This is a genomic window from Phreatobacter sp. (assembly GCF_030691135.1).
Classification (GTDB): Bacteria; Pseudomonadota; Alphaproteobacteria; order Rhizobiales; family Phreatobacteraceae; genus Phreatobacter.
On sequence record NZ_JAUYFA010000114.1, the window covers coordinates 15,721 to 41,492 of the forward strand.

The 25,772-nt window shown below is 69.3% G+C and carries 24 protein-coding genes; 13 read left to right on the forward strand and 11 right to left on the reverse strand.

Features of this window, described 5'->3' with window-relative positions; genetic code table 11:
• The first annotated feature begins 160 nt into the window (after window positions 1–160).
• A complete protein-coding gene (locus Q8O26_RS20565; protein WP_305579074.1) occupies window positions 161–2,140 on the forward strand; it encodes a methyl-accepting chemotaxis protein in 1,980 nt (659 codons plus the stop codon).
• Between the two features lie 86 nt (window positions 2,141–2,226).
• On the opposite strand, the gene Q8O26_RS20570 is transcribed toward Q8O26_RS20565, so the two are convergent.
• Entirely contained in the window at window positions 2,227–2,577 is a 351-nt protein-coding gene (locus tag Q8O26_RS20570) for a RidA family protein (RefSeq protein ID WP_305579076.1), read from the reverse strand.
• A 170-nt stretch (window positions 2,578–2,747) separates the two neighbouring features.
• Here Q8O26_RS20570 and Q8O26_RS20575 point away from each other — a divergent pair, with 170 nt between their 5' ends.
• On the forward strand, window positions 2,748–3,164 hold the full coding sequence (locus tag Q8O26_RS20575; protein ID WP_305579078.1) for a TerB family tellurite resistance protein: 417 nt from the start codon (window positions 2,748–2,750) through the stop codon (window positions 3,162–3,164).
• Between the two features lie 4 nt (window positions 3,165–3,168).
• Here the strand turns inward: Q8O26_RS20575 and Q8O26_RS20580 are convergent, their stop codons facing one another.
• Window positions 3,169–4,221 (reverse strand): patatin-like phospholipase family protein, encoded by a 1,053-nt coding sequence (locus Q8O26_RS20580; RefSeq protein ID WP_305579080.1) that lies wholly within the window; start codon window positions 4,219–4,221, stop codon window positions 3,169–3,171.
• On the reverse strand, window positions 4,221–5,006 hold the full coding sequence (locus tag Q8O26_RS20585) for a 3-hydroxybutyrate dehydrogenase (protein WP_305579082.1): 786 nt from the start codon (window positions 5,004–5,006) through the stop codon (window positions 4,221–4,223). The genes Q8O26_RS20580 and Q8O26_RS20585 overlap by 1 nt, the downstream gene beginning before the upstream one ends.
• 152 nt (window positions 5,007–5,158) lie before the next feature.
• On the opposite strand from Q8O26_RS20585, the gene Q8O26_RS20590 reads away from it, so the two are divergent.
• The 3 genes from Q8O26_RS20590 to Q8O26_RS20600 all read left to right on the forward strand — a co-directional run bounded on the left by Q8O26_RS20590 (window position 5,159) and on the right by Q8O26_RS20600 (window position 7,907).
• A complete protein-coding gene (locus Q8O26_RS20590) occupies window positions 5,159–5,656 on the forward strand; it encodes a transcriptional repressor (protein WP_305579084.1) in 498 nt (165 codons plus the stop codon).
• Window positions 5,657–5,783: 127 nt separating this feature from the next.
• Window positions 5,784–7,046, forward strand: coding sequence for a flavodoxin-dependent (E)-4-hydroxy-3-methylbut-2-enyl-diphosphate synthase (gene ispG, locus Q8O26_RS20595; protein WP_305579086.1), 1,263 nt, complete (start codon window positions 5,784–5,786; stop codon window positions 7,044–7,046).
• Window positions 7,047–7,049: 3 nt separating this feature from the next.
• Window positions 7,050–7,907, forward strand: coding sequence for an SDR family oxidoreductase (locus Q8O26_RS20600; protein ID WP_305579088.1), 858 nt, complete (start codon window positions 7,050–7,052; stop codon window positions 7,905–7,907).
• Between the two features lie 293 nt (window positions 7,908–8,200).
• On the opposite strand, the gene trxA is transcribed toward Q8O26_RS20600, so the two are convergent.
• A complete protein-coding gene (gene trxA / locus Q8O26_RS20605) occupies window positions 8,201–9,205 on the reverse strand; it encodes a thioredoxin (RefSeq protein ID WP_305579090.1) in 1,005 nt (334 codons plus the stop codon).
• A 230-nt stretch (window positions 9,206–9,435) separates the two neighbouring features.
• Here trxA and Q8O26_RS20610 point away from each other — a divergent pair, with 230 nt between their 5' ends.
• From Q8O26_RS20610 to Q8O26_RS20620, 3 genes are read left to right on the forward strand one after another with little or no spacing between them, the layout of a single operon-like run.
• Complete coding sequence (locus tag Q8O26_RS20610) at window positions 9,436–10,581, forward strand: CaiB/BaiF CoA-transferase family protein (RefSeq protein WP_305579092.1); 1,146 nt, start codon at window positions 9,436–9,438, stop codon at window positions 10,579–10,581.
• A gap of 3 nt (window positions 10,582–10,584) precedes the next feature.
• Window positions 10,585–11,346, forward strand: a complete 762-nt coding sequence (locus tag Q8O26_RS20615; RefSeq protein WP_305579094.1) for an enoyl-CoA hydratase-related protein — start codon at window positions 10,585–10,587, stop codon at window positions 11,344–11,346.
• A 53-nt stretch (window positions 11,347–11,399) separates the two neighbouring features.
• Window positions 11,400–12,062: an RraA family protein gene (locus Q8O26_RS20620; RefSeq protein WP_305579096.1), complete on the forward strand. Its 663-nt coding sequence runs from the start codon at window positions 11,400–11,402 to the stop codon at window positions 12,060–12,062.
• A 10-nt stretch (window positions 12,063–12,072) separates the two neighbouring features.
• Here Q8O26_RS20620 and Q8O26_RS20625 read toward each other — a convergent pair whose 3' ends face one another.
• Window positions 12,073–12,900, reverse strand: coding sequence for a YiiX/YebB-like N1pC/P60 family cysteine hydrolase (locus tag Q8O26_RS20625; protein WP_371134615.1), 828 nt, complete (start codon window positions 12,898–12,900; stop codon window positions 12,073–12,075).
• A gap of 165 nt (window positions 12,901–13,065) precedes the next feature.
• Between Q8O26_RS20625 and Q8O26_RS20630 the strand changes: the two genes are divergently transcribed.
• Both Q8O26_RS20630 and Q8O26_RS20635 read left to right on the forward strand, forming a co-directional pair.
• Window positions 13,066–14,406 carry an NAD(P)/FAD-dependent oxidoreductase gene (locus Q8O26_RS20630; protein WP_305579098.1) on the forward strand — a complete coding sequence of 447 codons (1,341 nt, stop codon included), beginning with the start codon at window positions 13,066–13,068 and terminating at the stop codon, window positions 14,404–14,406.
• 76 nt (window positions 14,407–14,482) lie between these two features.
• A complete protein-coding gene (locus tag Q8O26_RS20635; protein WP_305579100.1) occupies window positions 14,483–15,349 on the forward strand; it encodes a tetratricopeptide repeat protein in 867 nt (288 codons plus the stop codon).
• Between the two features lie 268 nt (window positions 15,350–15,617).
• Here Q8O26_RS20635 and Q8O26_RS20640 read toward each other — a convergent pair whose 3' ends face one another.
• Entirely contained in the window at window positions 15,618–17,231 is a 1,614-nt protein-coding gene (locus Q8O26_RS20640) for a phosphoenolpyruvate carboxykinase (protein ID WP_305579102.1), read from the reverse strand.
• A 282-nt stretch (window positions 17,232–17,513) separates the two neighbouring features.
• Between Q8O26_RS20640 and Q8O26_RS20645 the strand changes: the two genes are divergently transcribed.
• A complete protein-coding gene (locus Q8O26_RS20645) occupies window positions 17,514–18,575 on the forward strand; it encodes a lysine-2,3-aminomutase-like protein (protein WP_305579104.1) in 1,062 nt (353 codons plus the stop codon).
• Between the two features lie 3 nt (window positions 18,576–18,578).
• Window positions 18,579–18,791, forward strand: coding sequence for an alkylphosphonate utilization protein (locus tag Q8O26_RS20650; protein ID WP_305579106.1), 213 nt, complete (start codon window positions 18,579–18,581; stop codon window positions 18,789–18,791).
• A 358-nt stretch (window positions 18,792–19,149) separates the two neighbouring features.
• Here Q8O26_RS20650 and Q8O26_RS20655 read toward each other — a convergent pair whose 3' ends face one another.
• The 3 genes from Q8O26_RS20655 to denD all read right to left on the reverse strand — a co-directional run bounded on the left by Q8O26_RS20655 (window position 19,150) and on the right by denD (window position 21,457).
• Window positions 19,150–19,653: a MaoC family dehydratase gene (locus tag Q8O26_RS20655; protein ID WP_305579108.1), complete on the reverse strand. Its 504-nt coding sequence runs from the start codon at window positions 19,651–19,653 to the stop codon at window positions 19,150–19,152.
• A gap of 84 nt (window positions 19,654–19,737) precedes the next feature.
• Window positions 19,738–20,466 carry a DNA/RNA nuclease SfsA gene (sfsA, locus tag Q8O26_RS20660; protein WP_305579110.1) on the reverse strand — a complete coding sequence of 243 codons (729 nt, stop codon included), beginning with the start codon at window positions 20,464–20,466 and terminating at the stop codon, window positions 19,738–19,740.
• A gap of 4 nt (window positions 20,467–20,470) precedes the next feature.
• The gene (denD, locus tag Q8O26_RS20665) at window positions 20,471–21,457 is read right to left on the reverse strand and encodes a D-erythronate dehydrogenase (protein WP_305579112.1); all 987 of its coding nucleotides are present in this window, start codon (window positions 21,455–21,457) and stop codon (window positions 20,471–20,473) included.
• A 231-nt stretch (window positions 21,458–21,688) separates the two neighbouring features.
• Between denD and Q8O26_RS20670 the strand changes: the two genes are divergently transcribed.
• On the forward strand, window positions 21,689–23,314 hold the full coding sequence (locus Q8O26_RS20670) for a GMC family oxidoreductase (protein WP_305579114.1): 1,626 nt from the start codon (window positions 21,689–21,691) through the stop codon (window positions 23,312–23,314).
• Between the two features lie 442 nt (window positions 23,315–23,756).
• On the opposite strand, the gene Q8O26_RS20675 is transcribed toward Q8O26_RS20670, so the two are convergent.
• The gene (locus Q8O26_RS20675) at window positions 23,757–24,728 is read right to left on the reverse strand and encodes a Gfo/Idh/MocA family protein (RefSeq protein ID WP_305579116.1); all 972 of its coding nucleotides are present in this window, start codon (window positions 24,726–24,728) and stop codon (window positions 23,757–23,759) included.
• An 8-nt stretch (window positions 24,729–24,736) separates the two neighbouring features.
• Window positions 24,737–25,772: M20 aminoacylase family protein (locus Q8O26_RS20680; RefSeq protein WP_305579118.1), on the reverse strand; the 1,036-nt coding region annotated here is incomplete at its 5' end.

The window sequence follows — 25,772 nt, forward strand, 5'->3', positions numbered from 1 at the left end:
GGGCGGCCGACCAAAACTCAATCATTGACGCAGGGGAACGTTATTCGTCAGCAACGTACTGTAAAACCAAGAAATTCTTGACCGCACAGCGGATCGGATAGTCATTCCTTAACCAATGAGGAGCAGTATCGCCTCGCTGCAAACTCGGGGACTCATAGCAATGGCCGTTCGTATGCCCGCAATGTCGGTTCGGTTGAGGATCGCTCTTCTCGCCATCGTCCCCATCATCGGCGTGCTCGCCGCCGGCGGTGCCGCCTGGTACGGCCAGAAGTCGGCGGCCGGCGCCTTCGAGGCCTATGACGACTTCGCCGGGCTCGCCACCGATGCCGCCCGTGTCCGCGCCAGCGTCCGCGACCTGCGCTTCGCCGCCCTCGACTATGCCGAGCGCTACACCGAGGCGGCGCCGACCGCTTTCGCCCGCGCCCGGACGGAGGCGACGATGGCCCTCGGCGAAGCCCGCCGGAAGCCCTCCGCCGCCCGGCTCCAGGGCGAGATCGACCAGTCGCTGAAGCAACTCGGCGATGCCAGCGCGGCCTTCGATCTGGTGCGCACCACCATCGAGACTCTCGGCAAGGACGAGGTCTCCGGCCTGACCGGCCGCATGAACGAATCCGTCCAACTGCTCGAAGTGCAGGCGCGCCGCGTCGCCGCCAACTTCGACGACGGCGCCGGCATTCTTGAGCAGGTTCTGCAGATGCGCCGGCACGAGAAGGACTTCATGCTGCGCGGTCTGGATTCCGACCTCGAGGCCTTCCGCCAGGCCCGCACCAAGTTCGTCAACGAAGTGACGCGCTCGGTCGTCGCCCCCGCCACCAAGGCCGAGCTCCTCAAGGCGGGGGAAATCTACTGGCCGGCTCTCGATTCCTTTGTCGAGGGGACGCGCACGGTGGAAAAGACGATCCAGCAGCTCGACGCGCTTCTCACCACCCTGGACCAGACGACCAACGTCCTCGTTTCCGCCGCCAATGACGGCAAGACACGCGCCAACGAGGCGCGGCTTGAGGCGCAGGGCCAGACCATGTTCCTGGTGTTCGGCATCATCGTCGGCGTCGTGGTTCTATGCGGTATCGTCGCGATGGTTCTCGGACGCTCGATGACGCGGCAGATCGGCGGCATCACGGTGTCGATGCGCGAACTCGCCGGCGGCAACACGGCCGTCGAAGTCCCCTCGACGGAGGCCACCGATGAACTGGGTCAGATGGCCCGGGCCGTTCTCGTCTTCCGCGACAACGCCATCGAGCGCGAGCGCCTCGCGGCCGAGCAGATCGTCGAGGTCGAGGCCCGCAACCGCCGCGCCACGGTCGTCGACAACCTGATCAAGGGCTTCGAGGAGGCTGCCGAGAAATCGCTCGGTGCGCTGCGCAGCGCCTCCGGCCAGCTCGACGGCGCTTCCGACCAGCTCGACGGCACGTCCGGCGCCGTGACGCAGGAGGCCGTCACCGCCTCCGGTGCCATGGAGCAGGCGGCGAATTCCGTCTCCTCCGCCGCCGCCGCCGCCGAGGAACTGGCCGCCTCCATCGCCGAGATCGCCTCGCAGGCGACAAAGTCGACCCAGGTTGCCGGCACCGCCGTCACCGAGGCCGAGCGCACGGCGCAGACCATGGGCTCGCTCGCCCAGGCCGCCTCCCGCATCGGCGAGGTCGTCAACCTCATCCAGGCGATCGCCGGTCAGACCAACCTCCTGGCCCTCAACGCCACCATCGAGGCCGCCCGTGCCGGCGAGGCCGGCAAGGGCTTCGCGGTCGTCGCTTCGGAAGTGAAGAGCCTGGCGGCCCAGACCGCCCGCGCCACGGAGGAGATCGCCTCCCAGATCGGTGCCATCCAGATGGCCTCGGGCGATGCCGTCGACGCCATCGACAAGGTCGGCCAGGTAATCGGTGAGATGCGCGGCATCGCCGCCTCCGTCGCCGCCGCCGTCGAGGAGCAGAACGCCGCCGTTTCGACCATCGCCGAGGCGGTCAACCGCGCCTCCGACGAGACCCGCGGCGGCGCCGAGGCCATGGGCCGTGTCGGCGGCACCGCCCAGTCGGCGCAGGCGACGGCCGAGGACGTGCGCTCCCTGTCGGGCCGTCTCGGCGAGGAGGCTCAGGCCCTCGACCGCGAGATCCGCACCTTCCTCGAAGGTGTGCGCGCCGCCTGACGAACGCCCAGGCGGTCAGGACAGCCAGATCATGGCCGGGGTCTCCCGGCCATGACGTTTTCGAAGGGACGCCGCGGCGTCCGCTCTCACTTCGCCGCGACGACCATGATCTCGACGGTGAACTGCGGGGTGGCGAGCTTGGCCTCGACGGTGGCGCGGGCCGGCGTCTGGCCGGGAACGACCCAGGCATCCCAGACCGCGTTCATCTCGGCGAAGGTCGACATGTCCGACAGCCAGATATTGGTCGACAGCAGGTTCTGCTTCGACGTGCCGCACTCAGCCAGCAGCGCGTCGATGGTCTCCAGGATCTCCCGGGTCTGCTCGGTCACCGACTTGCCGGCCGCCTTGTGGGCGACCTGACCGGCGAGATAGACGGTGTTGCCGTGGACGACGGCGCCGCTCATGCGCGGACCGACCTGCTTGCGCTCGATGGCCATGTTTGTCTCTCCTTGGAACTGCCTGATCGCAGAACGCGTCTCCTAGCGCGGGCGGCGCTTCAGGCCAACCCGTTCCGCCGCTGCGGCGCCATGCACCGGCATCGCCTTCTTGCCATCGCAGCCCTCCGGCCGCGATGATCGCCACGGCAACACTCCGGGACCCCCTGACCATGCTCGACCGCTTCTTCGCCCTCATCTCCGACCTGACTGAGGCGCCGCACGAAGCCTTCGGCGACGACGATTACCGCCTCGCCGCGGCCGCCCTTCTCGTCCACGTCATGGCGGTCGACGGAAGGGTGTCGGCATCCGAGCGCGAGCGCATCCAGACCGTGCTGGAGGCGGGCTTCGCCCTCTCCCGCGGCGATACCGGGCGCCTGATTGAAAGGGCCGTCGATGCCGAGGCCTCGGCCGACAGTTGGACCTCCTTCGCCGACCTCCTCGCCAAGCGCCTCGACGAGGACGGCCGCCGGCGCATCGTCGACATGATGTGGAGCGTGGTTCTCGCCGACGGTGCCGCCGCCGAACTCGAGGAGGCGGTGGTCGAACGCGCCGCGGCGCTGATGGGTGTCGAGGTGCCGATGCGCTGAGCGCTCAGGCCCATTCGGCGGCGATCTCGGCCTCCAGGTCGAGGGTGGAGCGTTCGCCGATATCGTCGAAATGGACCTTCAGGAACCGCCGTGCAGCCTTCTTGCCGGCATTGTGGAGTTCCAGGAGGAAGTCGAGGTCGGTGACGACCTTCGAGCCGGCGGTCAGGCCCTTGAGCGAATCGCCGAGGGCGATGCGGTGCAGGTTGACGCGCTTGTACTCGCCGGCCTTGCGGCCACGGGGAAGCCGGCCCTCGTTGACGAGGCGCGCCACGAAGGCCGCGGCCCTCAGTTCGGCCTGCAGCGAGGAGTTGAAGGTGATCTCGTTCAGCCTGTCGGCGATGCCGCGCGCGGTGGTCGGCGTTGCCTTGCGGACCACCGGATTGATCTGCACCAGCAGGATGTCTTCGGCCTCGGTCGCCCGGTAGAGCGGAAAGATCGGCGGATTGCCCATGTAGCCGCCATCCCAATAGGGCGTGCCGTCGATCTCGACCGCCTTGAACAGGGTCGGCAGGCAGGCCGAGGCCATCACCGCCCGGCAGGAGATGCGCTCGCGCCGGAAGATCGTCAGCTTGCCGGTATGCACGTTGGTGGCGGAGATGAAGACCTTGATGCCGTCGAAGGCGGCGAGGCGGTCGAAGTCGACGAAGCTGCGGATCAGATCTTCGAGCGGGTTGATGTCGAAGGGATTGAGATCGTAGGGCGAGAAGTAGCGCTGCATCGAGGTGACCCAGGATTCCATCAGCGAACCCTCATAGGGCACCACCGAGAACAGACGGTCGAGCGCCCGGCGCTGCAGGGCGGGCATCTTGCCGTCATGCGAGGCCGCCCTCCAGAACCGCCCGAGCCGCTCCCGCGCCGCCTCCGGCCCGCCCTCCGCCAGGCCGTCGGCCAGCAGGACTGCGTTGATCGCCCCGGCCGAGGCCCCGGTGACGCCCTCGATCGCCAGCCTGCCGTCGCGCAGCACCTCGTCGAGGACGCCCCAGGTGAAGGCGCCGTGGGCGCCTCCGCCCTGCAGGGCGAGGTTGATGCTCTTCGTCGGCTTCGACGGCTTGGCCATCACGCCGCCGTCCAGCCGCCGTCGATGACGTTGTTGGCGCCCGTGATGTTCTTCGCCGCGTCCGAGCACAGCCACAGCGCCAGCGCCGCGACCTCCCCGACCTGGACGAACTGCTTGGTCGGCTGGGCCGCCAGCAGCACGTCATTCATGACCTGCTCCTTGGTCATGTTGCGCGCCTTCATCGTGTCGGGAATCTGCTTCTCGACGAGCGGCGTCCAGACATAGCCCGGCGAGATGCAGTTGGCGGTGATGCCGAAGGTCGCGAGTTCGAGCGCGATGGTCTTGGTGAAGCCGACGAGGCCATGCTTGGCCGCGACATAGGCCGACTTGAACGGCGAGGCGACCAGCGAATGGGCCGAGGCGATGTTGACGATGCGGCCGTGCTTGCGCGCCTTCATGCCCGGCACCACCGCCTTGGCGAGGTGGAAGGAGGCGGTCAGGTTGATGGCGATGATGGCGTCCCACTTGTCCGCGGGAAAATCCTCCACCGGCGCGACATACTGGATGCCGGCATTCGACACGACGATGTCGACCTTGCCGAAGTCGCCCTCGGCCGCCGCCACCATCGCCGCGATCTCGTCGGGCTTCATCATGTTGGCGGGCGAGAACAGGATCTTGCGCCCTGTCTCGGCGGCGAGCTTCGCCCGGATCGCCTCGAGTTCGGCCGCCTCGCCGAGACCGTTCAGCATGACGTCGGCGCCGGCCTCGGCCAGGGCCGTCGCGATGGCCAGTCCGATCCCGCTGGTCGATCCCGTGACGATCGCGCTCTTTCCCGCAAGGCTCATGATCACTATCTCCTCAAGATGGCCGATATCCCGCTCCGCCATCACTGGCGCGGGTTCTGTCGCAACGCAACATGGCGATACGGGGGCGCGCTATGGCGGATCCGGGCGCCGTGCTAGATGCTGGGTCCCCGGAACCGCGAAGGCAAGCAGCGATGCTGAAATCACGACCTGCGCACGATCACGCCTGCGAGCACGGCCATCCCCCGGTCGACGTGCTCAAGGTGGCGGAAGCGCGCTGCGCCGAGCGGAAGCTGAAGCTGACCCCCATCCGCCGCGAGGTGCTCTCGCACCTGGCCGCCTCGCCCGCCCCGGTCGGCGCCTATGACCTCATCGAGCTGATGCATCGCGCCAGCGGGCGGCGTCCCGCTCCCATCAGCGTCTATCGCGTGCTCGACTTCCTTCTGGAGGCGGGCCTCGCCCACCGCATCGAGAGCCGCAACGCCTTCGTCGCCTGCGCCCACCGCCACGACAGCCGCGACCTCGTGGTCTTCATGATCTGCGATTCCTGCGGCTGCGTCTCGGAAGCCTCGGGCGCGCCGGTCCAGCGCGATCTGTCGGGCATCGCCGAAGCCGCGGGGTTCAAGCCGGCGACGCAGGTCGTCGAGATGTTCGGCCGCTGCGCCCATTGCGTCGAGCCCGCCGCGACCTGACCCCCGCCCGGCCCTTGCATCCTGCCGGATCGGGAGTGTCCGATGTCACGACGGCTGGCGCGGGCAGGCCGCAGCCGCTATTGGACAAGGGCTGAGCGGCGACAGGGCTGAGCGGAGACGAGAAGCGATGATCCAGGGATTTGGGGTGAAGCCCCGGCACCGGACGGTCGGCGTGACGATCGGCCAGGGCGCGGCAGCGGTTACGGTCGGGGGCGGCGCCCCCATTGTCGTGCAGTCGATGACCAATACCGACACGGCCGACATCGAGGGAACGGTGCGCCAGGTCGCGGCCCTTGCCCGCGCCGGCTCCGAACTGGTGCGCATCACCGTCGACCGTGACGAGAGCGCCGCCGCCGTGCCGCACATCCGCGAGAAGCTCATGCGCATGGGCGTCGGCGTGCCGCTGGTTGGCGACTTCCACTATATCGGCCACACGCTTCTGACCGACCATCCGGCCTGCGCCGAGGCGCTCGACAAATATCGGATCAACCCCGGCAATGTCGGCTTCAAGGCCAAGAAGGACCGCCAGTTCTCGATGATCGTCGAGAAGGCGATCCAGCACGGCAAGGCCGTCCGGATCGGCGCCAACTGGGGTTCACTCGACCAGGAACTGCTCACCCATCTGATGGACGAGAACGCCAAGAGCGGCGCACCGCTCGACGCCCGTGCCGTCATGCACGAGGCGATGGTGCAGTCCTGCGTGCTTTCCGCCGACCGGGCCGTCGAGATCGGCCTGCCGAAGGACCGGATCATCCTCTCCGCCAAGGTCTCGGCGGTGCAGGACCTGATCGCCGTCTACCGCATGCTGGCGGCGCGCTGCGACTATGCGCTGCATCTCGGCCTCACCGAGGCGGGCATGGGCTCCAAGGGCATCGTCGCCTCCGCGGCCGCCCTCGGCGTCGTGCTGCAGGATGGCATCGGCGATACGATCCGCGTCTCGCTGACGCCCGAGCCGAACGGTGACCGCACGCTGGAGGTCAAGGTGGCGCAGGAGATCCTGCAGACCATGGGCATCCGCACCTTCGTGCCGCTGGTGGCCGCCTGCCCGGGCTGCGGCCGCACCACCTCCACCCTGTTCCAGGAACTCGCCCAGGACATCCAGGGCTTCATCCACACCTCGATGCCGGAATGGAAGACGCGCTATCCCGGGGTCGAGGCGCTGAACGTCGCCGTCATGGGCTGTATCGTCAACGGACCGGGCGAGTCGAAACACGCCGATATCGGCATCTCCCTGCCGGGGACGGGCGAGAACCCCGCCGCCCCGGTCTTCGTCGACGGAGAGAAGGTCACCACCCTGCGCGGCCCCAACGTCGCCGCCGAGTTCAAGGCCATGGTCATCGCCTATATCGACAAGCGCTACGGCGTCGGCGGCCGCCAGGCGGCGGAATAGGCCATGCGCAGCTGCGTCGTCACGGGCGTCTCCTCCGGCATCGGCGAGGCCATCGCCGCCGATCTCGTGAAGCGGGGCTGGCGGGTCTTCGGCACCGTCAGGCGCAGCGAGGACGCCGAGCGCCTCGACAACGATCTCGGGCCGTCCTTCACCCCGCTCATCTGCGACGTCACCGACGTCGACGGGCTGTCGCGCGCCGCGGCGCGGGTCGCCGACCTCCTCGACGGCGGCGCGCTCGACGGTCTCGTCTGCAATGCCGGCATTTCCCTGCCCGGGCCGCTGCTGCACCAGTCGCTCGACGAGCTCGACCGGCAATGGAAGGTCAATGTCCTCGGCCAGGTCGCGACGGTGCAGGCCTTCGCGCCGCTCCTCGGCGCCCAGGAAGGCTTTTCCGGCCAGCCGGGGCGGATCGTCATGATGTCCTCGGTCTCGGGCAAGCTCGCCTGGCCTTTCGTCGGCGGCTATGCGGCGACGAAACACGCGCTGGAGGCCATCAGCCACGCCCTGCGCCGCGAACTCATGCCCTTCGGCGTCGACGTCGTCATCGTCGGGCCGGGACCGATCGCCACGCCGATCTGGGAGAAGTCGGCCGGCGCGGTGGAGAAGGCGCGCTACCAGGCGACGTTCTACGGCCCGCTCATCGACCTCTTCGAGAAGGAAGTGCTCGCCCGCGCGAAACACGCCCTGCCGGCGTCTGCCGTGGCTGAGGTCGTCCACACCGCGCTGTCGGCGCCGCAGCCGAAGGTGCGCTACACGATCACCCCGTCGCCGCTCATGAACTGGTTCCTGCCACTCATCCTGCCGGCCCGCTGGCTCGACCGGATCGCCGCCAAGCGCCTCGGGCTGACGCGGAAGGGCTAGGCGCCTGCTTCGCGGACGCTGGTCGCCGGTGCCGGGCGCCGCCGCTTCACCTCTCCCCGGCGTTTCGGCAAAGGACTCCCCTTCACCTCTCCCCGGCGGGGAGAGGTCGGCCGCAGGCCGGGTGAGGGGGCAAGACCGTTCCCGCCCTCATTCTCCCCCTCACCCGCCTCGTTTCGCTCGTCGACCTCTCCCCGCCGGGGAGAGGTGAAGCAGCGTGCCACACGCCCACCACCCGTCACCCGCGCGAACGCGGCCCGCGATGTCAGCCTGCCCCGATGCAGGGCGCTGCCCCCTTACCGGAACAGCAGCGATGACAGCTTGCGCCGGCCGGCCAGCGTCGCCTCGTCCATGGGACCCCAGGCCTCGAAGAACTGCACCAGCTGCTTGCGTGCGCCGTCCTCGTTCCAGGTGCGGTCGCGCTTGAAGATCTCCAGGAGATGGTCGGCGGCCTCGTCGCGACGGCCCTGGCCGTTCAGCGCGACGGCGAGGTCGAAACGGGCCTGATGGTCCGCCGGGTCCTGCGCCAGCTTGTGCTCGAACTCGTGGATCGGGCCGAGATCGGCGGCCTGCGCGGCGAGGTCGAGGGCCGCCCGGGCCGCCACCACCGCCTTGTCGTTGACCTTGTCGGCGGGAACCTGCTCGAGGATCGCCCGGGCCTGGTCGAGGTCGCCCGTCTCCACCGCGCAGCGGGCGAGGCCCGCCAGCGAATGCAGGTTCTCCGGCTCGGCGCCGAGCACCTGGGCATAGACCTGCGCGGCGCCCGCCGCGTCACCCTCCACCAGTGCCGCGTCGGCGGCGGCGAGGATTTCGGCGATGTCGGGGCTCACCTTGCCGCCCACCAGCTTGTCGATGAAGGCCTTCACCTGGCTCTCGGGCAGGGCGCCCATGAAGCCGTCGATGCCCTGGCCCTTGTCGAAGGCGATGACCGCGGGGATCGACTGGATGCCGAGCTGGCCGGCGATCTCCGGGTGCTTGTCGATGTCCATCTTCACGAGCTTCACCTTGCCCTTGAAGGACTGTACCACCTTCTCGAGCACGGGGGTGAGCTGCTTGCAGGGACCGCACCAGGTGGCCCAGAAATCGACCAGGACCGGCTGCTTCTTCGATTCCTCCAGCACGTCCTTCACGAAGTCGCGGGTCGTCGTGTCCTTGATGAGCTCGCCAGGCGCCGCCGCTGCGGGTGCCGGTGCCGGGGCCGGTGCCGGTGTCGGAGCGACCTGCGGCGCCGCGCCGCCGAAGCTGCCGCCATAGGAACCGCCGAAGGACGCGCCGAATTTCGCGCCGCCATTGCCGCTCATGGAAGTCTCCCTCACGCTGGCGGTCTCGACCCGCCGCGCCATACCGTTTCTGTCGAGGCATAGATGGACGCTCGGGCCCAAAATGCAACGCCCATTTGTCGCGCCGGCCCGACCGTCCGCCCTTCGGCCTCCCCCGGAAGGCCGGTCGGCCTCGCCTTGACTGTCGCCATGCCGGCTTTAGCGTTTCCCCCAAAGCATGGGACCGCCGCCGGGCGGTTGGGGAGGACGACGTGACCAGAGGCGGCCCGCTTGCCGGCGTGACCATCGTCGAGTTCCAGGGCCTCGGCCCCGGCCCCTTCTGCGCCATGATGCTGGCCGATCTCGGCGCCGATGTCATCCGCATCGACCGGGCCGGCAAGAGCGCCTGGAATGCCGGCGACGCCCTCGGGCGCGGCCGGCGCTCGGTCGCTATCGACCTGAAGAAGCCCGGCGCCGCCGACCTCGTGCTGAGGATCATCGCCGGCGCCGATGCGCTGCTCGAGGGCTTTCGCCCCGGCGTCATGGAGCGCCTCGGTCTGGGTCCCGACATCTGCCTGAAGACCAATCCGCGCCTCGTCTACGGCCGCATGACCGGCTGGGGTCAGGAGGGGCCCTATGGTCCGGCGCCGGGCCACGACATCAACTACCTCGCCCTGTCCGGCATGCTCTGGCCGCTCGGCCCCGCCGACCGCCCGCCCGTGCCGCCGCTCAACCTCGCCGCCGAGTTCGGCGGCGGCGGCATGATGCTGGCTCTCGGCATGGTCGCCGCGCTCTATGGCGCGAAGAGCAGCGGCCGCGGCCAGGTGGTGGATGCCGCCATGGTCGACGGCGCCGCCGTCCTCGGCACCATGATCTTCGGCATGATCAATGCCGGGACGTGGACGGTGGCGCGCGAGGCCAACATGCTCGACGGCGGTGCGCCCTTCTACGGCGTCTACGACACCGCCGACGGCAAATATGTCTCCATCGGGTCGCTGGAGCCGCAATTCTATGTGGAGCTTCTCAAGGGGCTGAACCTCACCGATCCGCGTTTCGCCAGGCAATGGGACAAGGCCATGTGGCCGGACCTGCGGGCCGCCATCGCCGCTGCCTTCCGGTCGAAGACCCGCGACGCCTGGACCGCGCTGCTCGACGGTCGCGAGATCTGCTACGCGCCGGTCCTCGACCCCGTGGAGGCTGCGGCCCATCCCCACAACGTCGCCCGCGGCACCTTCACCCGGACGCCGGAGGGGCCGATGCCGAAGCCGGCGCCGCGCTTCTCGGGAACACCGACCGAGGCCGCGCCGCCCGCCCGCGGCCCCGGCGCCGACACCCGCGCCATTCTCGCCGGCGCCGGACTGACCCAAACCGAGATCGACGCGGCGCTCGCCTCCGGCCTCGTCGCCGAAAGGACCTGAACCATGGCCGTCACCTATGAGGTCTCCGAGGGCGTCGCGACGCTGACGCTCGATCGCCCCGACCGTCTCAACGCCTTCAACGACGATCTCGTCCGCGGCGCGCTGAAGGCGCTCGCCGAGGCCCGCGTCGATCCCGCCGTCAGGGCGCTGGTGCTGACCGGCAACGGCCGCGGTTTTTGCGCCGGCGCCGACCTCGCCGGCGGCCTCGCGCCGACGGGGGAGGGGGTCAATGCCGCCATGCGCGACCTCTACAACCCGCTGATCCTCGCGCTCGACGACTTCCCCAAGCCGACCGTCGCCGCCATCAACGGGGTGGCCGCCGGGGCCGGCGTCGGCCTGGCGCTCGCCTGCGACATCGCGGTCGCCGCCCGCTCCGCCTCCTTCGTGCTGACCTTCGGCCCGCAGCTCGGTCTCGTGCCCGATCTCGGGGTCACCTGGTTCCTGCCGCGCGCCATCGGCCGTGCCCGCGCGCGGGCGCTCGCCCTCCTCGGCGACAAGCTGCCCGCCGAGAAGGCGGCCGAATGGGGCCTCGTCTGGACCTGCGTCGACGACGCGGAGTGCATGCCCACGGCGCGCGCCCTGGCTGCCAGGCTCGGCCGCGGCTCGGCCGAGGCCTTCTACGAGATCCGCCGGCTGATGGACCGGGCGGAGACGACGGAGCTCGCCGCCCAGCTCGACGCCGAGCGGGAGACGCAGATCGGCCTCATCGTCAAGCCGGCCTTCATGGAGGGCGTGCGCGCCTTCCTTGCGAAGAAGGCGGGCTGACACGGCAGCGGAACGGCCTATCCTGCCGGCAACGAACAGGAGGAGGGCTCGCCATGACCGACACATTCGACGACATCATCGCCGCCGCGCGGCCCGTCATCGCCGCCGCGCCGGTTTCGGACGCGCTGGACGAACACGGGCTGCACCACCAGATCCTGCCTCCCGCCATCCGCCCGGTCGACGACGGCACGGTGCTGTTCGGCCCGGCCCGCACCGGCGGCTACAAGGTCATCTCCGGCTTCGTCGAAGGCATCTACGACCTCGAGATCGCCCTGGTCGACGATCTCAAGCCCGGCGAGGTCTGCGTCATGGCGACCGGCGGCAACACCAATATCGGCCCCTGGGGCGAGTTGCTCTCCACCCGCGCGCGCCACCTGGAGGCCGCCGGCTTCCTGACCGACGGCGCCGCCCGCGACGTCGTCGCCATCCGCGCCATGGGGTTCCCGGTCTTCACCGGCGCACTGTCGCCCGCCGACACCCAGTATCGCGGCATGATGGTGGAGAAGGACGTGCCGATCACCATCGGCGGCGTCGTCATCGCGCCCGGCGACATCGTGGTGGGTGACGTCGACGGCATCGTGGTGGTGCCCCGCGCCCATGCGCTCGCGGTGCTCTCCACCGCCATGACCAAGATCAACGGCGAACGGCGCATGCGGGCCGATCTCGAAGCCGGCATGCCGCTGGCCGAGGCCTTCCGCAAGCACGGCCTGCTGTAGCGGCTGCGCCTCAGGCGACGCTGCTCAGCGAGGGGGCATCGTTCGGCGCCGCCGATGCCCCGTCGGCGGCGACGTCGCCCCATTGCAGCTTCTTGTAGTTGAAGCCGCGCTGGATCGTCGGCTTGACGATGGCGAAATAGGGCGAGATGTCGAAATCGCGCGGCGCATAAAGCGAGTGGTGGCGGATGTGGAGGATTTCCCGCCGCGCCGCCTGTCCCTTGACCCGCTGCTCGCCTTCCCGGGCGCAGCGCTCGATCTTCGGCAGGATCGGATAGCGCACCTTCTCGAAGGCCTGGGCGATCAGTGTCGAGCAGATGGCGCGGGTGGGATCGCCCGAGCCGAAGGCGATCATCCGCCGCCGCCACCGCACCGGGATCGGCAGGGGCACCAGGAAGCGCAGCATGTCGAGGATGTTCTTCAGGTCGTAGTCGAGGCCGATGCGCTCGATCATGAACCGGCAGGCCTGCTGCTGGTCGGCTTCGGTCAGTCCCACGGGCCGGCAGACGCGGGTATGGAACTCGCGGTATTTCGACAGCGGTGCCGAGATGACGCCTTCCCCGAGATAGGCCTCCACCAGCACGTGGGGCTCGCCGTCGGGCTCGCACAGGCCCTCGATCGGCCCGACATACATGGCCGCGTGCGACCAGGTCGACTGGGTCAGATATTTGATGACGGCCGAGATGCGGGTGTCGCCCTCGACCAGCAGGATGTCGCCCGGCCGGAGTGCGGCGCGCAGCGCGTTCGGATCGCTCGGCGTCGTCGGCTCGTAACCCGGCGAGCGCTTGTCCAGGATGGCGGCGATGCGCCGCCCCATGGCGTCGAGAATGCGGTCTCCCATTGGTGGTCCCTCCCCAGGGACTTATGTTTCTGGACGATGAGTGTCTGTCGTCGCAGGTTGACAAGGGGTTCATCTTTGCGGTCCCGATCGTCGCGACGCTGCCATTTGCCTGTGATAGGCGTGATACATGATCGGGATTCGCCCAGCACGATGAACGGACCGTTGATGACCCGGCGTCGCCTGCTCGCTGCCTCCGCGACGCTTCCCGCCGCGCCGGCGCTCGGACAGGGCACGCGGCCTCCGGCAGCCGAGACCGACGTGGTCGTCATCGGCGCGGGAGCCGCCGGCATCGCCGCGGCGCGCAAGCTGACGGCGGCCGGCCGCACGGTGATCATCCTCGAGGCCAAGGACCGTTCCGGCGGGCGCTGCATCGCCGACACCGTGAATTTCGGCATGCCGATGGACCTCGGCGCCCACTGGATCCACGCGCCCGAGGACAATCCGTTGGTCGCGCTCGCCCGCGCTGCCGGCTTCGACCTCTATGACGATCCCGATCGCCCGCGCCTCCTCGTCAAGGGCCGCCGCCCGCGCGAGGGCGAATGGGAGGCCTATGCCTCGGCGCTGATCCGGGCCCAGCGCGCCATCCTGGACGCCGGCGAGGCTGGCCGCGAGGTGTCCCTCGCCGCCGCCATGCCGACCAATCTCAGGGACTGGCAGGCCACCGTCGCCTTCCTGAAGGGGGCCTGGGATTCGGGCAAGGAGATCTCCGAGATCTCCTGCGTCGACTTCTACAACGCCATCGAGACCCGCGACCTGTTCTGCCGCCAGAGCTACGGCGCGATCCTGGCGAAGCTCGCCGAGGGGCTGCCGATCCGCCTGTCGACGGCGGTGACGCGGGTCGACTGGTCGGGCCGGGGCGTCGTCGTCGAGACCCCTGCCGGCACGATCCGCGCCCGCGCCGCCGTCGTCACCGCCTCCACCTCGGTCCTCGGCTCCGGCGCCATCCGGTTCACGCCGGCCCTGCCGAAGCGACAGGCCGACGCCATCGCGGCGCTGTCCTGCGGCACCTATGAGCATCTCATCGTCCACCTCCCGGGCAACCCCATGGAGGCCGCGGCCGACGAGCCCTTCGTCGTCAAGGCGGACACCGCCGCCACCGCCAAGCCGCTCGCCCGCATCGCCGGGTCCGACTGGTGGTATCTCGACGTCGGCGGGGCCTTCGCCCGCGATCTCGCCACGGCGGGCCCGGCCACCATGAAGGCCTTCGCGGTGGAATTCGTCGGCAATGAATTCGGGCCGCAGGCGCGTCGTGTCCTGGGGGACGTCCACGTGACCTCGTGGGCCACCGACCCCTTCGTGCGGGGCGCCTGGTCGGTCGCCGGTCCCGGCGCGACGGGCCAGCGCCTGCGTCTCGCCGAACCCGTCGGCCAGCGCATCCTCATCGCCGGGGAGGCCACCGACGAGGGGCTGTGGGGCACGGTCGGCGGCGCCTGGGCCTCCGGCGAGCGGGCGGCCGACCAGGCGCTGCGCTGGCTGCAGCCGGCCCAGACACGCCGTCGCGGCTGAGCATCTTAGCGGCTCGTTAACGTTAACGGATTATGACCTGAGAACTCGCCGCTCGCCCTGTCCCGCGGAGTTCGTCATGCCGATCGTGTCTCTGCCCATCCGACCCCTCGTCCTGGTCGTCACCCTCGCGGCCCTTGTCTCCGGCGGCTGCTCGCTGACCGCCAGCCGCGGCGGCGCTGGTGACATCACCGGCTCCGTCCGCAACGCGCCCCTCACCGAACAGGCGGCCCGCAGCGAGATCGACGGTCTCGCGGCGCGCTACCGGTCGAACCCGACGGATTCGGCCAATGCCATGCGCTATGCACGGGCGCTGCGCGCCACCGGGCAGGCCGTCCAGGCCGTCGCCGTGCTCGAACGCGTCGCCATCCGGGATGCACGCAACCTCGCCCTGATGGGCGAGTTCGGGCGGGCGCTGGCCGATGCCGGCCGCCACGACCAGGCGCTGCAGGTGCTCAGCCGGGCCCACCGCCCCGACCAGCCGGACTGGCGCATCATCAACGTCCAGGGCTCCATCTACGACCAGATGGGCCGCCCGCAGGAAGCCCAGGCCCTCTACAACGACGCCCTCAAGATCGCCCCCGGCGAGCCGGCCATCCTGTCCAATCTCGGCCTCTCCCATGCGCTCTCGCGCCAGTTGCCGCAGGCCGAGCAGGCCCTCCGGCAGGCCGCCGCCCATCCGCAGGCCGACAAGCGGGTGCGGCAGAACCTCGCGCTCGTCGTCGGCCTCCAGGGTCGCTTCGGCGAGGCCGAGGAGATCGCCCGCAAGGATCTGCCCCCCGCCGAGGCCGAGCAGAACGTCGCCTATCTGCGCACCATGGTGACGCAGCAGAACTCCTGGGCGCAGATCCGCCAGAGCGAGCGTCGGCCCGGAGCGCAGCAGCGCACGGGCGCGCCGGCACAGGCACCGGCCGCTCCCGCCACATCCCCCGCTCCGCGCGGCTGATCCAGGTCTCTATATGAGCGGATGAGGCCCCCTTCATCTCTCCCCGGTGCCGGTTGAGGCTCCTCTTCACCTCTCCCCAGCGGGGAGCGGTCGGCCGAAGGCCGGGTGAGGGGGCTCTCGCCCGCCGCCCTTTCCCCTCACCCGTCTCGCTGTCGCTCGACGACCTCTCCCCGCCGGGGAGAGGTGACGCGGTTCGCCCGGCACCGCCCGGCACCAACGAAAAAGCCCGGCGCGAGGCCGGGCTTGTCCGTATCGGCTGTGAGAACCCTCACTCCGCCGCGAGCTGCACTGCCGGGGCCGCCGCCTTCACGTCGGCATCCACATAGGGCTCGAACTTGGTGAAATTGTCCTGGAACATCTGGACGAGCTTGCGTGCGGTGGTGTCGAACTCGGCTTTGTCGCGCCAGGTCTTGATCGGATAGAGCATGTGCGGCGGCACGCCTGGCACCGAGGTCGGCACCGCGAAGCCGAAATAGGGGTCGCGGCGGAAATCGGCGCGGTTGAGCGAGCCGTCCAGCGCCGAACGCAGCAGCAGACGGGTGATCGAGATCGGCATGCGCCGGCCGACGCCGTGCTTGCCGCCGGTCCAGCCGGTGTTCACCAGCCAGCAATCGACGTGGTGCTTGGCGATGAGCTCGCGCAGCAGGTTGCCGTATTCCGACGGGTGGCGTGGCATGAACGGCGCGCCGAAACAGGTCGAGAAGGTCGGCTGCGGTTCGGTGACGCCCTTTTCCGTGCCAGCGACCTTGGCGGTGAAGCCTGACAGGAAGTGGTACATCGCCTCCGCCGGGGTCAGCTTGGCGATGGGCGGCATCACGCCGAAGGCATCGGCAGTGAGCATCACGATGTTCTTCGGATGGCCGGCGCGGCCTGTCTCCGAGGCATTGGCGATGAAGTGCAGCGGATAGGCGATGCGGGTGTTCTCGGTCTTCGAACCGTCGTCGAAATCGGGAATGCGCGAGATCGGGTCGATGACCACGTTCTCCATCACCGAGCCGAAACGCTCGGAGGTGGCGTAGATCTCCGGCTCGGCCTCGCGCGACAGCTTGATCGCCTTGGCGTAGCAGCCGCCCTCGAAATTGAAGACGCCGTCGCGGCCCCAGCCGTGCTCGTCGTCGCCGATCAGCGTGCGCGAGGCGTCCGCCGACAGCGTCGTCTTGCCGGTGCCCGACAGGCCGAAGAACACCGCCACTTCGCCCGAGGACGATACATTGGCCGAGCAGTGCATCGGCATGACGTGCTGCGGCGGCAGCAGGAAGTTGAGCATCGTGAAGACGCTCTTCTTCATCTCGCCGGCATAGGAGGTGCCGCCGATCAGCACGATCTTGCGGGTGAAGTCGCAGGCGATCACCGTTTCCGTGCGCACGCCGTATTTCTTCGGGTCGGCGCGGAAGGACGGCAGGTCGACGATGGTCATGTCCGGCAGGAAGGCCGCGAGATCCTCGCGCTTCGGGCGGATCAGCAGGTTGCGGATGAACAGGTTGTGCCAGGCATATTCGGTGAAGACGCGGGTCTTCAGCCGCGTCGCCGGATCGGCGCCGCCATAGAGGTCCTGGACGAAGAGCTCGCGGCCCTTGGCGTGCTCCAGCATGTCGGCCATCAGGAGGTCGAAGGCCTCGGGCGAGATGGCGCCGTTGTTGTCCCACCAGACGGTGGATTCGGTGGTGGCGTCGCGGACGACGAACTTGTCCTTGGGCGAGCGGCCGGTGTGCTGGCCGGTCTCGGCGACCAGCGGGCCGCCGGCCGAGAGCTTGGCCTCGCCGCGGGCGATCGACTCCTCGACCAGCTGCGGCTCGAGATAGTTCCAGTGGAGGGCCTTCAGCCCCGAAAAGCCGAAGGCGTCGGCGCCATGTGCCTTGTTCCAGGTTCCGGTCTCGGCCATGGAAGTCCTCCCTCAAGGGTCCGCGTCACGACGCTTTCCGCGCCTTTTGATGCCATGCAGTCAGGCGCCGGGTCAGGGTCCGCGACGGAGGCAATCCCCCTAATCCAAAGGCTCTTTGCCGGCAAGCCCGCCTGAGGGCAGATCACCCTCCCCGCCGGCCTTTTTCGCCAAAGCGGTGAACAGGCGGGAGGGCCGCCGCGGACCGTCCCCGATCCCCCGATTCGGGCCTTGGCCCTTGCCTTGGCCCTTGCCTTTGCCCGCGCCAGGGACCATGAGGCCGCCATGACCCGACCCGACCGCACCCTGCGCACGGCGGCCGACCTCGTCGCGGCCGGCCTGCTGCCGCCCGCCGCCGGCCCCGATGCGGCGAAAGTGGGAGAGCGCTATGCCATCGCGGTGACACCGCTGATGGCTTCGCTGATGCCCGCGGAGCCGGGCGCGGCGGCCGCCGCCGATCCGATCGCGCTTCAGTTCCTGCCCGATTCCCGCGAACTCGACACCCGGCCCGAGGAGCGCGCCGATCCCATCGGCGACGAGGCGCACTCCCCGCTGCCCGGCCTCGTCCACCGATACCCGGATCGGGTCCTCCTGAAGATCGTCCATGTCTGCCCGGTCTATTGCCGCTTCTGCTTCCGCCGCGAGATGGTCGGCCCGGGCGGCAAGGGATCGCTGGACGAGGCGGAGCTTGCTGCCGCCATCGCCTACATCGCGGCGCGGCCGGAGATCTTCGAAGTCATCCTCACCGGCGGCGATCCCTTCGTGCTCTCGGCAAGGCGGGCACGCGCGCTGACCCGGGCGCTGGCGGCGATCCCCCATGTGAAGGTCATCCGCTGGCATACCCGCGTGCCGATCGTCGCGCCCGACCGCGTCACCGCCGATTTCGCCCGGGCCCTGCGCGCGGCCGGCAAGGCGGTCTATGTCGCCGTCCATGCCAACCATGCCCGTGAGTTCACGCCCGCCGCCGAACAGGCCCTGGCCCGCCTCGCCGATGCCGGCATCGCCCTCGTCAGCCAGTCCGTGCTGCTGCGCGGCGTCAACGACGATGCCGAGACGCTCGCCGCGCTGATGCGCGCCTTCCTCGCCAATCGGGTGAAGCCCTATTACCTGCACCATCCCGACATGGCCCCGGGCACCGCCCATTTCCGCCTGTCCATCGCCGAAGGCCAGGCGCTGATGCGGGCGTTGCGCGGCCGGCTCTCCGGCCTCGCCCAGCCGACCTATGTCCTCGACATTCCCGGCGGCGAGGGCAAGGTCCCGGTCGGCCCCGCCTATCTCGGCGCGGACGATGTCGCCGACTGGCGCGGCGCCCGCCACCCCTATCCCCCGGCGGAAACGAAGGACTGAACCATGGATGTCAGGGATTCGAACGGGGCGATCCTAGCTGATGGCGACAGCGTGACGCTGATCAAGGACCTGAAGGTACGGGGAACATCGGTGACGCTGAAGCGCGGCACGCGGGTGAAATCTATCCGCCTCACCGGCGATCCTGACGAGGTCGAATGCAGCGTCGACAGGGTCAAGGGCCTGGTGCTGCGGACGGAGTTTCTGAAGAAGGCGTGAGGCGGGGGCGCACCCGCTGCTTCACCTCTCCCCGGCGGGGAGAGGTCGGCCGCAGGCCGGGTGAGGGGCGCCTGTCCAGAAGCCCCACCCGCACCCTCCCCTCGCTGCCGCGAGGAGAGGGGGTCTTCGACCTCTCGCCCCAATGGCGGCCGGGCCGCCAGGCACCACCGGCACCGTGCATTCAGCGTGGGCATGCGGCGGCACCGGGCTCCTCCTCGCGCACCTTCACGGCCGGGCCCGGCGCGACGCCGCTTGTCGCGGCACGACGCGGTAGCCCCCCTCCCCGCGTCAGCGGGGAGGGTACGGGTGGGGCCTTCAGGCGAGCGCCTTGGCTGACGTCACAGGAGGCAAACCACCCTCAGCCCTTCGGCTCCGGCCGGTGCTTGCCGCCCGGCCCCTGTCCCCGCCGATAGACCATGACCGTGCGCTTGAAGGTGATCACCACGTCGCCGGCCTGCGTGTAACCCCTGGTGCGCACGGTGAGGATGCCGACCTCCGGCCGCGAGCCGGAATCACGCTTCTCCAGCACCTCGCTCTCCGAATAGATCGTGTCGCCCTCATAGACCGGGGCCGGCAGGCGCACCTCGTCCCAGCCGAGATTGGCGAAGACGTTCTGGCTGATGTCGGTGACGGACTGTCCGGTGACGAGGGCGATGGTGAAGCAGGAATTGACCAGCGGCTTGCCGAAGCCGGTCGCCGCCGCATAGTTGGCGTCGAAATGCGGATGGGCGGTGTTCTGGGTCAGCAGCGTGAACCAGATATTGTCGGCCTGCGTCACCGTGCGTCCGAGCGGGTGCTTGTAGACGTCGCCGATCTCGAAATCCTCGAAGAAGCGGCCCTGCCAGCCCGGTTTCACGCTCATGCCGTCGCTCCCATCGCCCCGGCGTCCCCGGGACCGCATCGCGCCCTTCATGAAAGAGGGAGGCGGCCGCGGCAAGCCCGCCGATCAGGCGGTGGCGCTTCCCTCCGCGATCTCCACCGCCCGCTCCACCACGATGGCCTCGGGGCTCAGGCGGCAGCGAAAGCTGAGCATCTCGACGCCGCGCGCCCGCGCCCGGTCGAAGGCCTTGCCATAGGCGGGGTCTATGTCGCGGGCGAGGGCGAAGCGCTCGGCGCCGCCGTACTGGATCAGGAACACCATCACCGCCCGGTGCCCGGCCTCCACCATGTCGCCGAGCTCGTCGAGATGCTTCGCCCCGCGCGCCGTAACCGAATCGGGAAACTCCGCGAGGCCCGGCACGCGCATCAGGTGGACGTTCTTCACCTCGACATAGCAGGGCGGCCGCCCCTCGGCCGTCAGCATCATGTCGACGCGGCTCGCCTTGCCATAGGCGACCTCGCGGCGCAGCGTCGCGTAGCCGGCGAGCGGCGCGATCGTGCCGTCGCCGATCGCCTCCTCCACCAGCGCATTGGGATGGGCGGTGTTGATGCCGACGAGTTCCGGCCCGCGTCCGACATCGGCCTCCACCAGCTCCCACGACCAGGGGAGCTTGCGCGCCGCATTGGCCGAGCGTGACAGCCAGACCCGGTTGCCCGGCGCGTTCAGCCCCAGCATCGCGCCGGGATTGGCGCAATGGGCGGTGACGGCCTCACCGGTGTCGAGCACGACATCGGCGAGGAAACGCTTGTAGCGCTGCACCAGCCGGCCGGGGACGAGCGGGGAGGGGAACAGCATGCCCTCAGGCGACCTTCCCCCCGAGCTCGTCCTCGACATGGGCGCGGACGATCTCCTCGAAGCTGGTCTCGGCGGTGAAGCCGAGTTCGGCGGCGCGCTTGGCGTTGAAGCGCTGCGACCAGCCGGAGACGATGCGGATGATGAGCGCGTCCGGCTCGCGGCGCACGAGCTTCAGGGCCTTCTCGCCGCCGATCTTGCGCAGCGCCTCGAGCTGTTCGCCGACGGTGGCCACCACGCCCGGCATGGAGAGGTTGCGCCGCCAGCCGAGCTGGGCGGTGTCCATGGTCGCGGCATGGATGAGGAAGCCCACCGCCGAGCGCGGGCTGGCATGGGTATGCACCACGTCGTCGCCCACCGGCAGCACGGCCTCCATTCCCACCAGCGGCTCGCGGATGATGTTGGAGAAGAAGCCCGAGGCCGCCTTGTTGGGCTTGCCCGGACGCACGCAGATGGTCGGCAGGCGGATGCCGACGCCGTCGAAGAAGCCCTTGCGCGAATAGTCGGTGAGCAGCAGCTCGCCGATGGACTTCTGCGTGCCGTAGCTGGTCAGCGGCGTGTGGAAGAACTCGTCCTCGATGAATTCGTGGAACGGCGCGCCATAGACGGCGATGGAGGAGGTGAAGACGACGCGCGGATGGTAGGGCGCCTTGACGCCTTCCTGGCGGATCGCCTCGTAGATCTGCCGCGTGCCGTCGAGATTGATGCGGTAGCCCTTGTCGAAATCGACCTCGGCCTCGCCGGAGACGATGGCGGCGAGGTGGAAGATGACGTCCGGCCGTCCGGCGACCATCGGCCCGGCGGTGTTGGGGAAGGAGATGTCGACGGCCCAGCTCGTCACCTTGCCGGTGAAGCCGGCGGGTTTTTCCGGGGCGACCACGTCGACCAGGGAGAATTCCGTGATCGCCTTGCCGCCGAGCGTGCCGTCGCGGACGAGCTTCTCGGTGAGCTTGCGGCCGACCATGCCGGCGGCGCCGATGATCAGGATATGCATGGACGTGTCCTCTTCTTTTCAAACGATTTGGACGGGAGGCTAGCGCGCCCTGCGCCGGCAGGGAATGGGGCACGGGCGAGGGGGCGGGTTGCAGGTTTGCGGCTTCGCCGATGGGGACCTTCGAAACGGCACCTGCTCCCCCCTCCGTCCAATTGACCTTCGTCCCGCCCCGCGCGATGGATCGCTGCAAGGGCCGTCACCGAGAGCCCGTGACAGTGCCGGAGGGGAGCCATGGCCCGCACCATTGGGGGTGAGTGGGACTATATCGTCTGCGGCGCCGGCACGGCCGGCTGCCTGATGGCGAACCGCCTCTCCGCCGACCCGAAGAACCGCGTCCTGCTGCTGGAGGCCGGCGGCAAGGACGACTGGATCTGGTTCCACATCCCCGTCGGCTATCTCTTCGCCATCGGCAATCCGCGCGCCGACTGGATGTTCAGGACCGAGGCCGAGGCCGGCCTCAACGGCCGCTCGCTGATCTATCCGCGCGGCAAGGTGATCGGCGGCTCCTCCGCCATCAACGCCATGATCACCATGCGCGGCCAGAGCGCCGACTACGACCACTGGCGCCAGCTCGGCCTCGCCGGCTGGGGCTGGGACGACGTGAAGCCGCTCTTCGTCGGCCTGGAGGATCATTTCCTTGGGGACAGCGAGCACCACGGCACCGGCGGCAACTGGCGCGTCGAGGCGCCGCGGGTGCGCTGGGACCTGCTCGACAAGGTCCGTGAGGCCGCCGTTCAGATGGGCGTCCGCCCCCTCGACGATTTCAACACCGGCGACAACGAGGGCACCGCCTATTTCCACGTCAACCAGAAGAAGGGCCTGCGCTGGTCGGCGGCCCGCGGCTTCATCAAGCCGGTCATCGATGGCCGCGACAATCTCGATCTCCTCTCCGGCGTGCTCGTCGAGAAGGTGATCGTGGAGAACGGCCGTGCAACGGGGGTGCAGTTCCGCCAGGGCGGCGAGAGCATCATCGCCCGCTGCCGCGGCGAGGTCGTGCTCACCGCCGGATCCATCGGCTCGACGCAGATCCTCGAACTCTCCGGCATCGGCCATGGCGAGGTGCTCTCGCGCCACGGCATTCCGGTCGTGCAGGAGAAGCCCGGCGTCGGCGGCAATCTGCAGGACCACCTGCAGATCCGCGCCATCTACAAGGTCGACGGCATCAAGACGCTGAACGAGACCTACCACAACCTGTTCAAGCGCGGCCTGATGGGGCTCGAATATCTCTTCCGCCGCACCGGCCCGCTGACCATGGCGCCGAGCCAGCTCGGCATCTTCACCCGTTCCGATCCTTCCCAGGAGCGGGCCAACATCCAGTTCCACGTCCAGCCGCTGTCGCTCGACAAGTTCGGCGACCCGCTGCACCGCTTCCCCGCCGTGACCGTGGCGCCCTGCAACCTCAGGCCGACCTCGCGCGGCTCGGTGCACATCCGCTCCGCCGATCCCGCCGACAAGCCGGTCATCGCGCCGAACTATCTCGCCACCGACGCGGACCGGCAGGTGGCGGCGGATTCGCTGCGCGTGACGCGCCGCCTGATGGGCCAGCCGGCGCTGGCGCCCTACCGTCCCGAGGAATTCCTGCCCGGCCCGGTGATCGGCGATGATGCCGAGAGCCTGGCGAAGGCCGCTGGCGACATCGGCACGACCATCTTCCACCCCGTCGGCACCGCGAAGATGGGCCGCGCCTCGGACCCGCTCGCCGTGGTGGACGAGCGGCTCAGGGTCATCGGGATCGATGGCCTCAGGGTGGCCGATGCGTCGGTCATGCCCACCATCACCTCCGGCAACACGAATACGCCGACGCTGATGATCGCCGAGAAGGGCGCGCGGATGATCCTGGAGGATGGGAAGAGGTAGGGGCGGGCGCCCTGCATCAGCCAAGTGCGTCCTTCGAGGCTCGCTGCCGGAAAGGTGATCGCCCGTCGCGGTTCTCCCGACCGAACCTCACCCGTCATGCCCGGGCTTGTCCCGGGCATCCACGAATTTTGCCTTAAGCCGCGTGTTCAAGTCGTGGATGGCCGGGACAAGCCCGGCCATGACGGAAGGGTCGGTGGCTATCATGGAACTGTCATGGTGGCGGTCAACGGCGCTGCGGTTTTGAGGGGCACAGCGGGCCTCGGCAGCGACCGAGACTGCCTAAGGCCCCACCCTTACCCTCCCCGCTGTCGCAGGGAGGGAGACTTCGGCCTCCCTGGACTATCGATGGGTTGGGCCTGGCGGAACCGCTCAACATCGGGCGCGACATCGTGGTCTCCCTCCCCGCGGGAGCGGGGAGGGTGCGGGTGGGGCCATGTCACCCTCACCCCTTCAAAATTCCCTCGACCATCTCCTGCACCTCCAGCGCCTCGGCCAGCGTCGCGAGGTGGTGCGCCTCGCCGCGCACCAGCGCCGCGACGCCTTCGAGCTGCCGGCGCAGCACCAGCGGGCGCATCTTCTCGTTCGGCAGCGCCTCCGGATCGGGCTGCCAGGAGCCGTCCGCCATGCGCCGCTCGGCGATCGACCAGTCGCGCAGCCGCACGGCCCCCGCTTCCCCCTCGATCATCCAGATATTGTGGTCGTCCTTCGCCGTTGTCCCGACATTGCCGGCCAGCGTCGCCGGCAGCGCCCCGGCGGTCAGCGTCGCCGCAATGCGCCGCTCGGACCGGCCCACTTCCGGATAGTCCGCCGTCGCCTTCAGGCCCGTCAGAGGCCCGCCGAGACGGCGGGACAGGAAGAGGAAATGCGACACCACCTCGCGGGTGAAGCCGCCTTGCGCCCTCCCGTCCAGCCAGCCCGCCGCGTCCATCTGCCAGGAGCGCGGCCAGGTGGCGAAGGCGACCTCGATGGTGATGTGGCGCGCGGTGCCCACCGCGCCCTCGCCGATCCAGCGCGTGAGCGTCGCCACCCCGAAGGACGAGGCGAAGGGGAAGTTGACGGCGCCCCTTCCTCCGGCCTCCGCCACGAAGGCGCGGGCATCGGCGACGTCCACCGCCAGCGGCTTCTCGCAGAACACGGCCTTTCCGCTCGCGAGAGCCATACGCCCATAACCGAGATGCGACGATGGCGGCGAGGCGATGTAGAGCGCGTCGCAGGCGGCGGTAACCGCCGCCGCATCGGCGAGGCGCGGCACCCCCGGAAAGGCCGCGGCGATGCGCGCCATGGCCTCCGCCGAGGGGTCCCAGATGCCGGCAATCCGAACGACGTCGGAGGCCTGGGAGAGGGCGGCGCCGAGCAGGCGCTCGCCCATGATCCCGGCACCGACGATGCCGAGCGCGACGGGGTTTGCGGTCATGGTCCCGCTCACGCCGGCATGGCCGCTTCGACGAGCTTGGCGAGGTAGCTCGTGCCCACCGGGATCGCGGCGTCGTCGAAATTATAGGCCGGGTGGTGGCAGGCGGCGGTGTCGCCATTGCCGAGGAAGATGTAGCTGCCCGGCCGCTCGTTGAGCATGTAGGAGAAGTCCTCGGCGCCCATCAGCGGCGGCGTGTTGGGATCGACCTTGTCGGTGCCGACGACGGACTGCGCCACCTTGACGGCGAAGTCGGTCTGGTCGGCATGGTTGAAGGTGACGGGATAGCCACGCTGGTAGTCGATCGTGCCGACGCAGCCCATGCCTCTGGCGACATTCTCCACCAGCTCCTTCATCCGCGCCTCGACGAGGTCCTGGATCTCCGGCTTGAAGGTGCGCACCGTGCCGAGCATGCGCAGGGTCTGCGGGATGACGTTGAAGGCCTCGCCCGCCTTGACCGAGGTGATGGAGACAACGGCGCTCTCGATCGGATCGACATTGCGCGCCACGATGGTCTGCATGGCCAGCCCGATGGCAAAGCCCGCCTGGACCGGATCGACGCACAGATGCGGCATGGCGCCATGGCCGCCCTTGCCCTCGATGTCGATGATGAAGCGGTCCGCCGCCGCCATGGCCGGGCCCTTGCGCACCGCGAAAGTGCCGACGGGAATGCCCGGCATATTGTGCAGGCCATAGACCTCCTGGATGTTCCAGCGGGTCATCAGGCCGTCCTTGACCATGGCGTCGCCGCCGCCACCGCCCTCTTCCGCCGGCTGGAAGATGACCACCGCCGTGCCGTCGAAATTGCGTGTCTCGGCGAGGTATTTCGCCGCGCCCAGCAGCATGGCCGTATGGCCGTCATGGCCGCAGGCGTGCATCTTGCCCGGCACCTTCGACTTGTAGGGCAGGTCGTTGGCTTCCTCGATGGGGAGCGCGTCCATGTCGGCGCGCAGGCCGATGACCTTGCCCGAGCCGCTCTTGCGCCCCTTGATGACCGCGACGACGCCGGTCTGGCCGATGCCGGGGACGACCTCGTCGCAGCCGAAG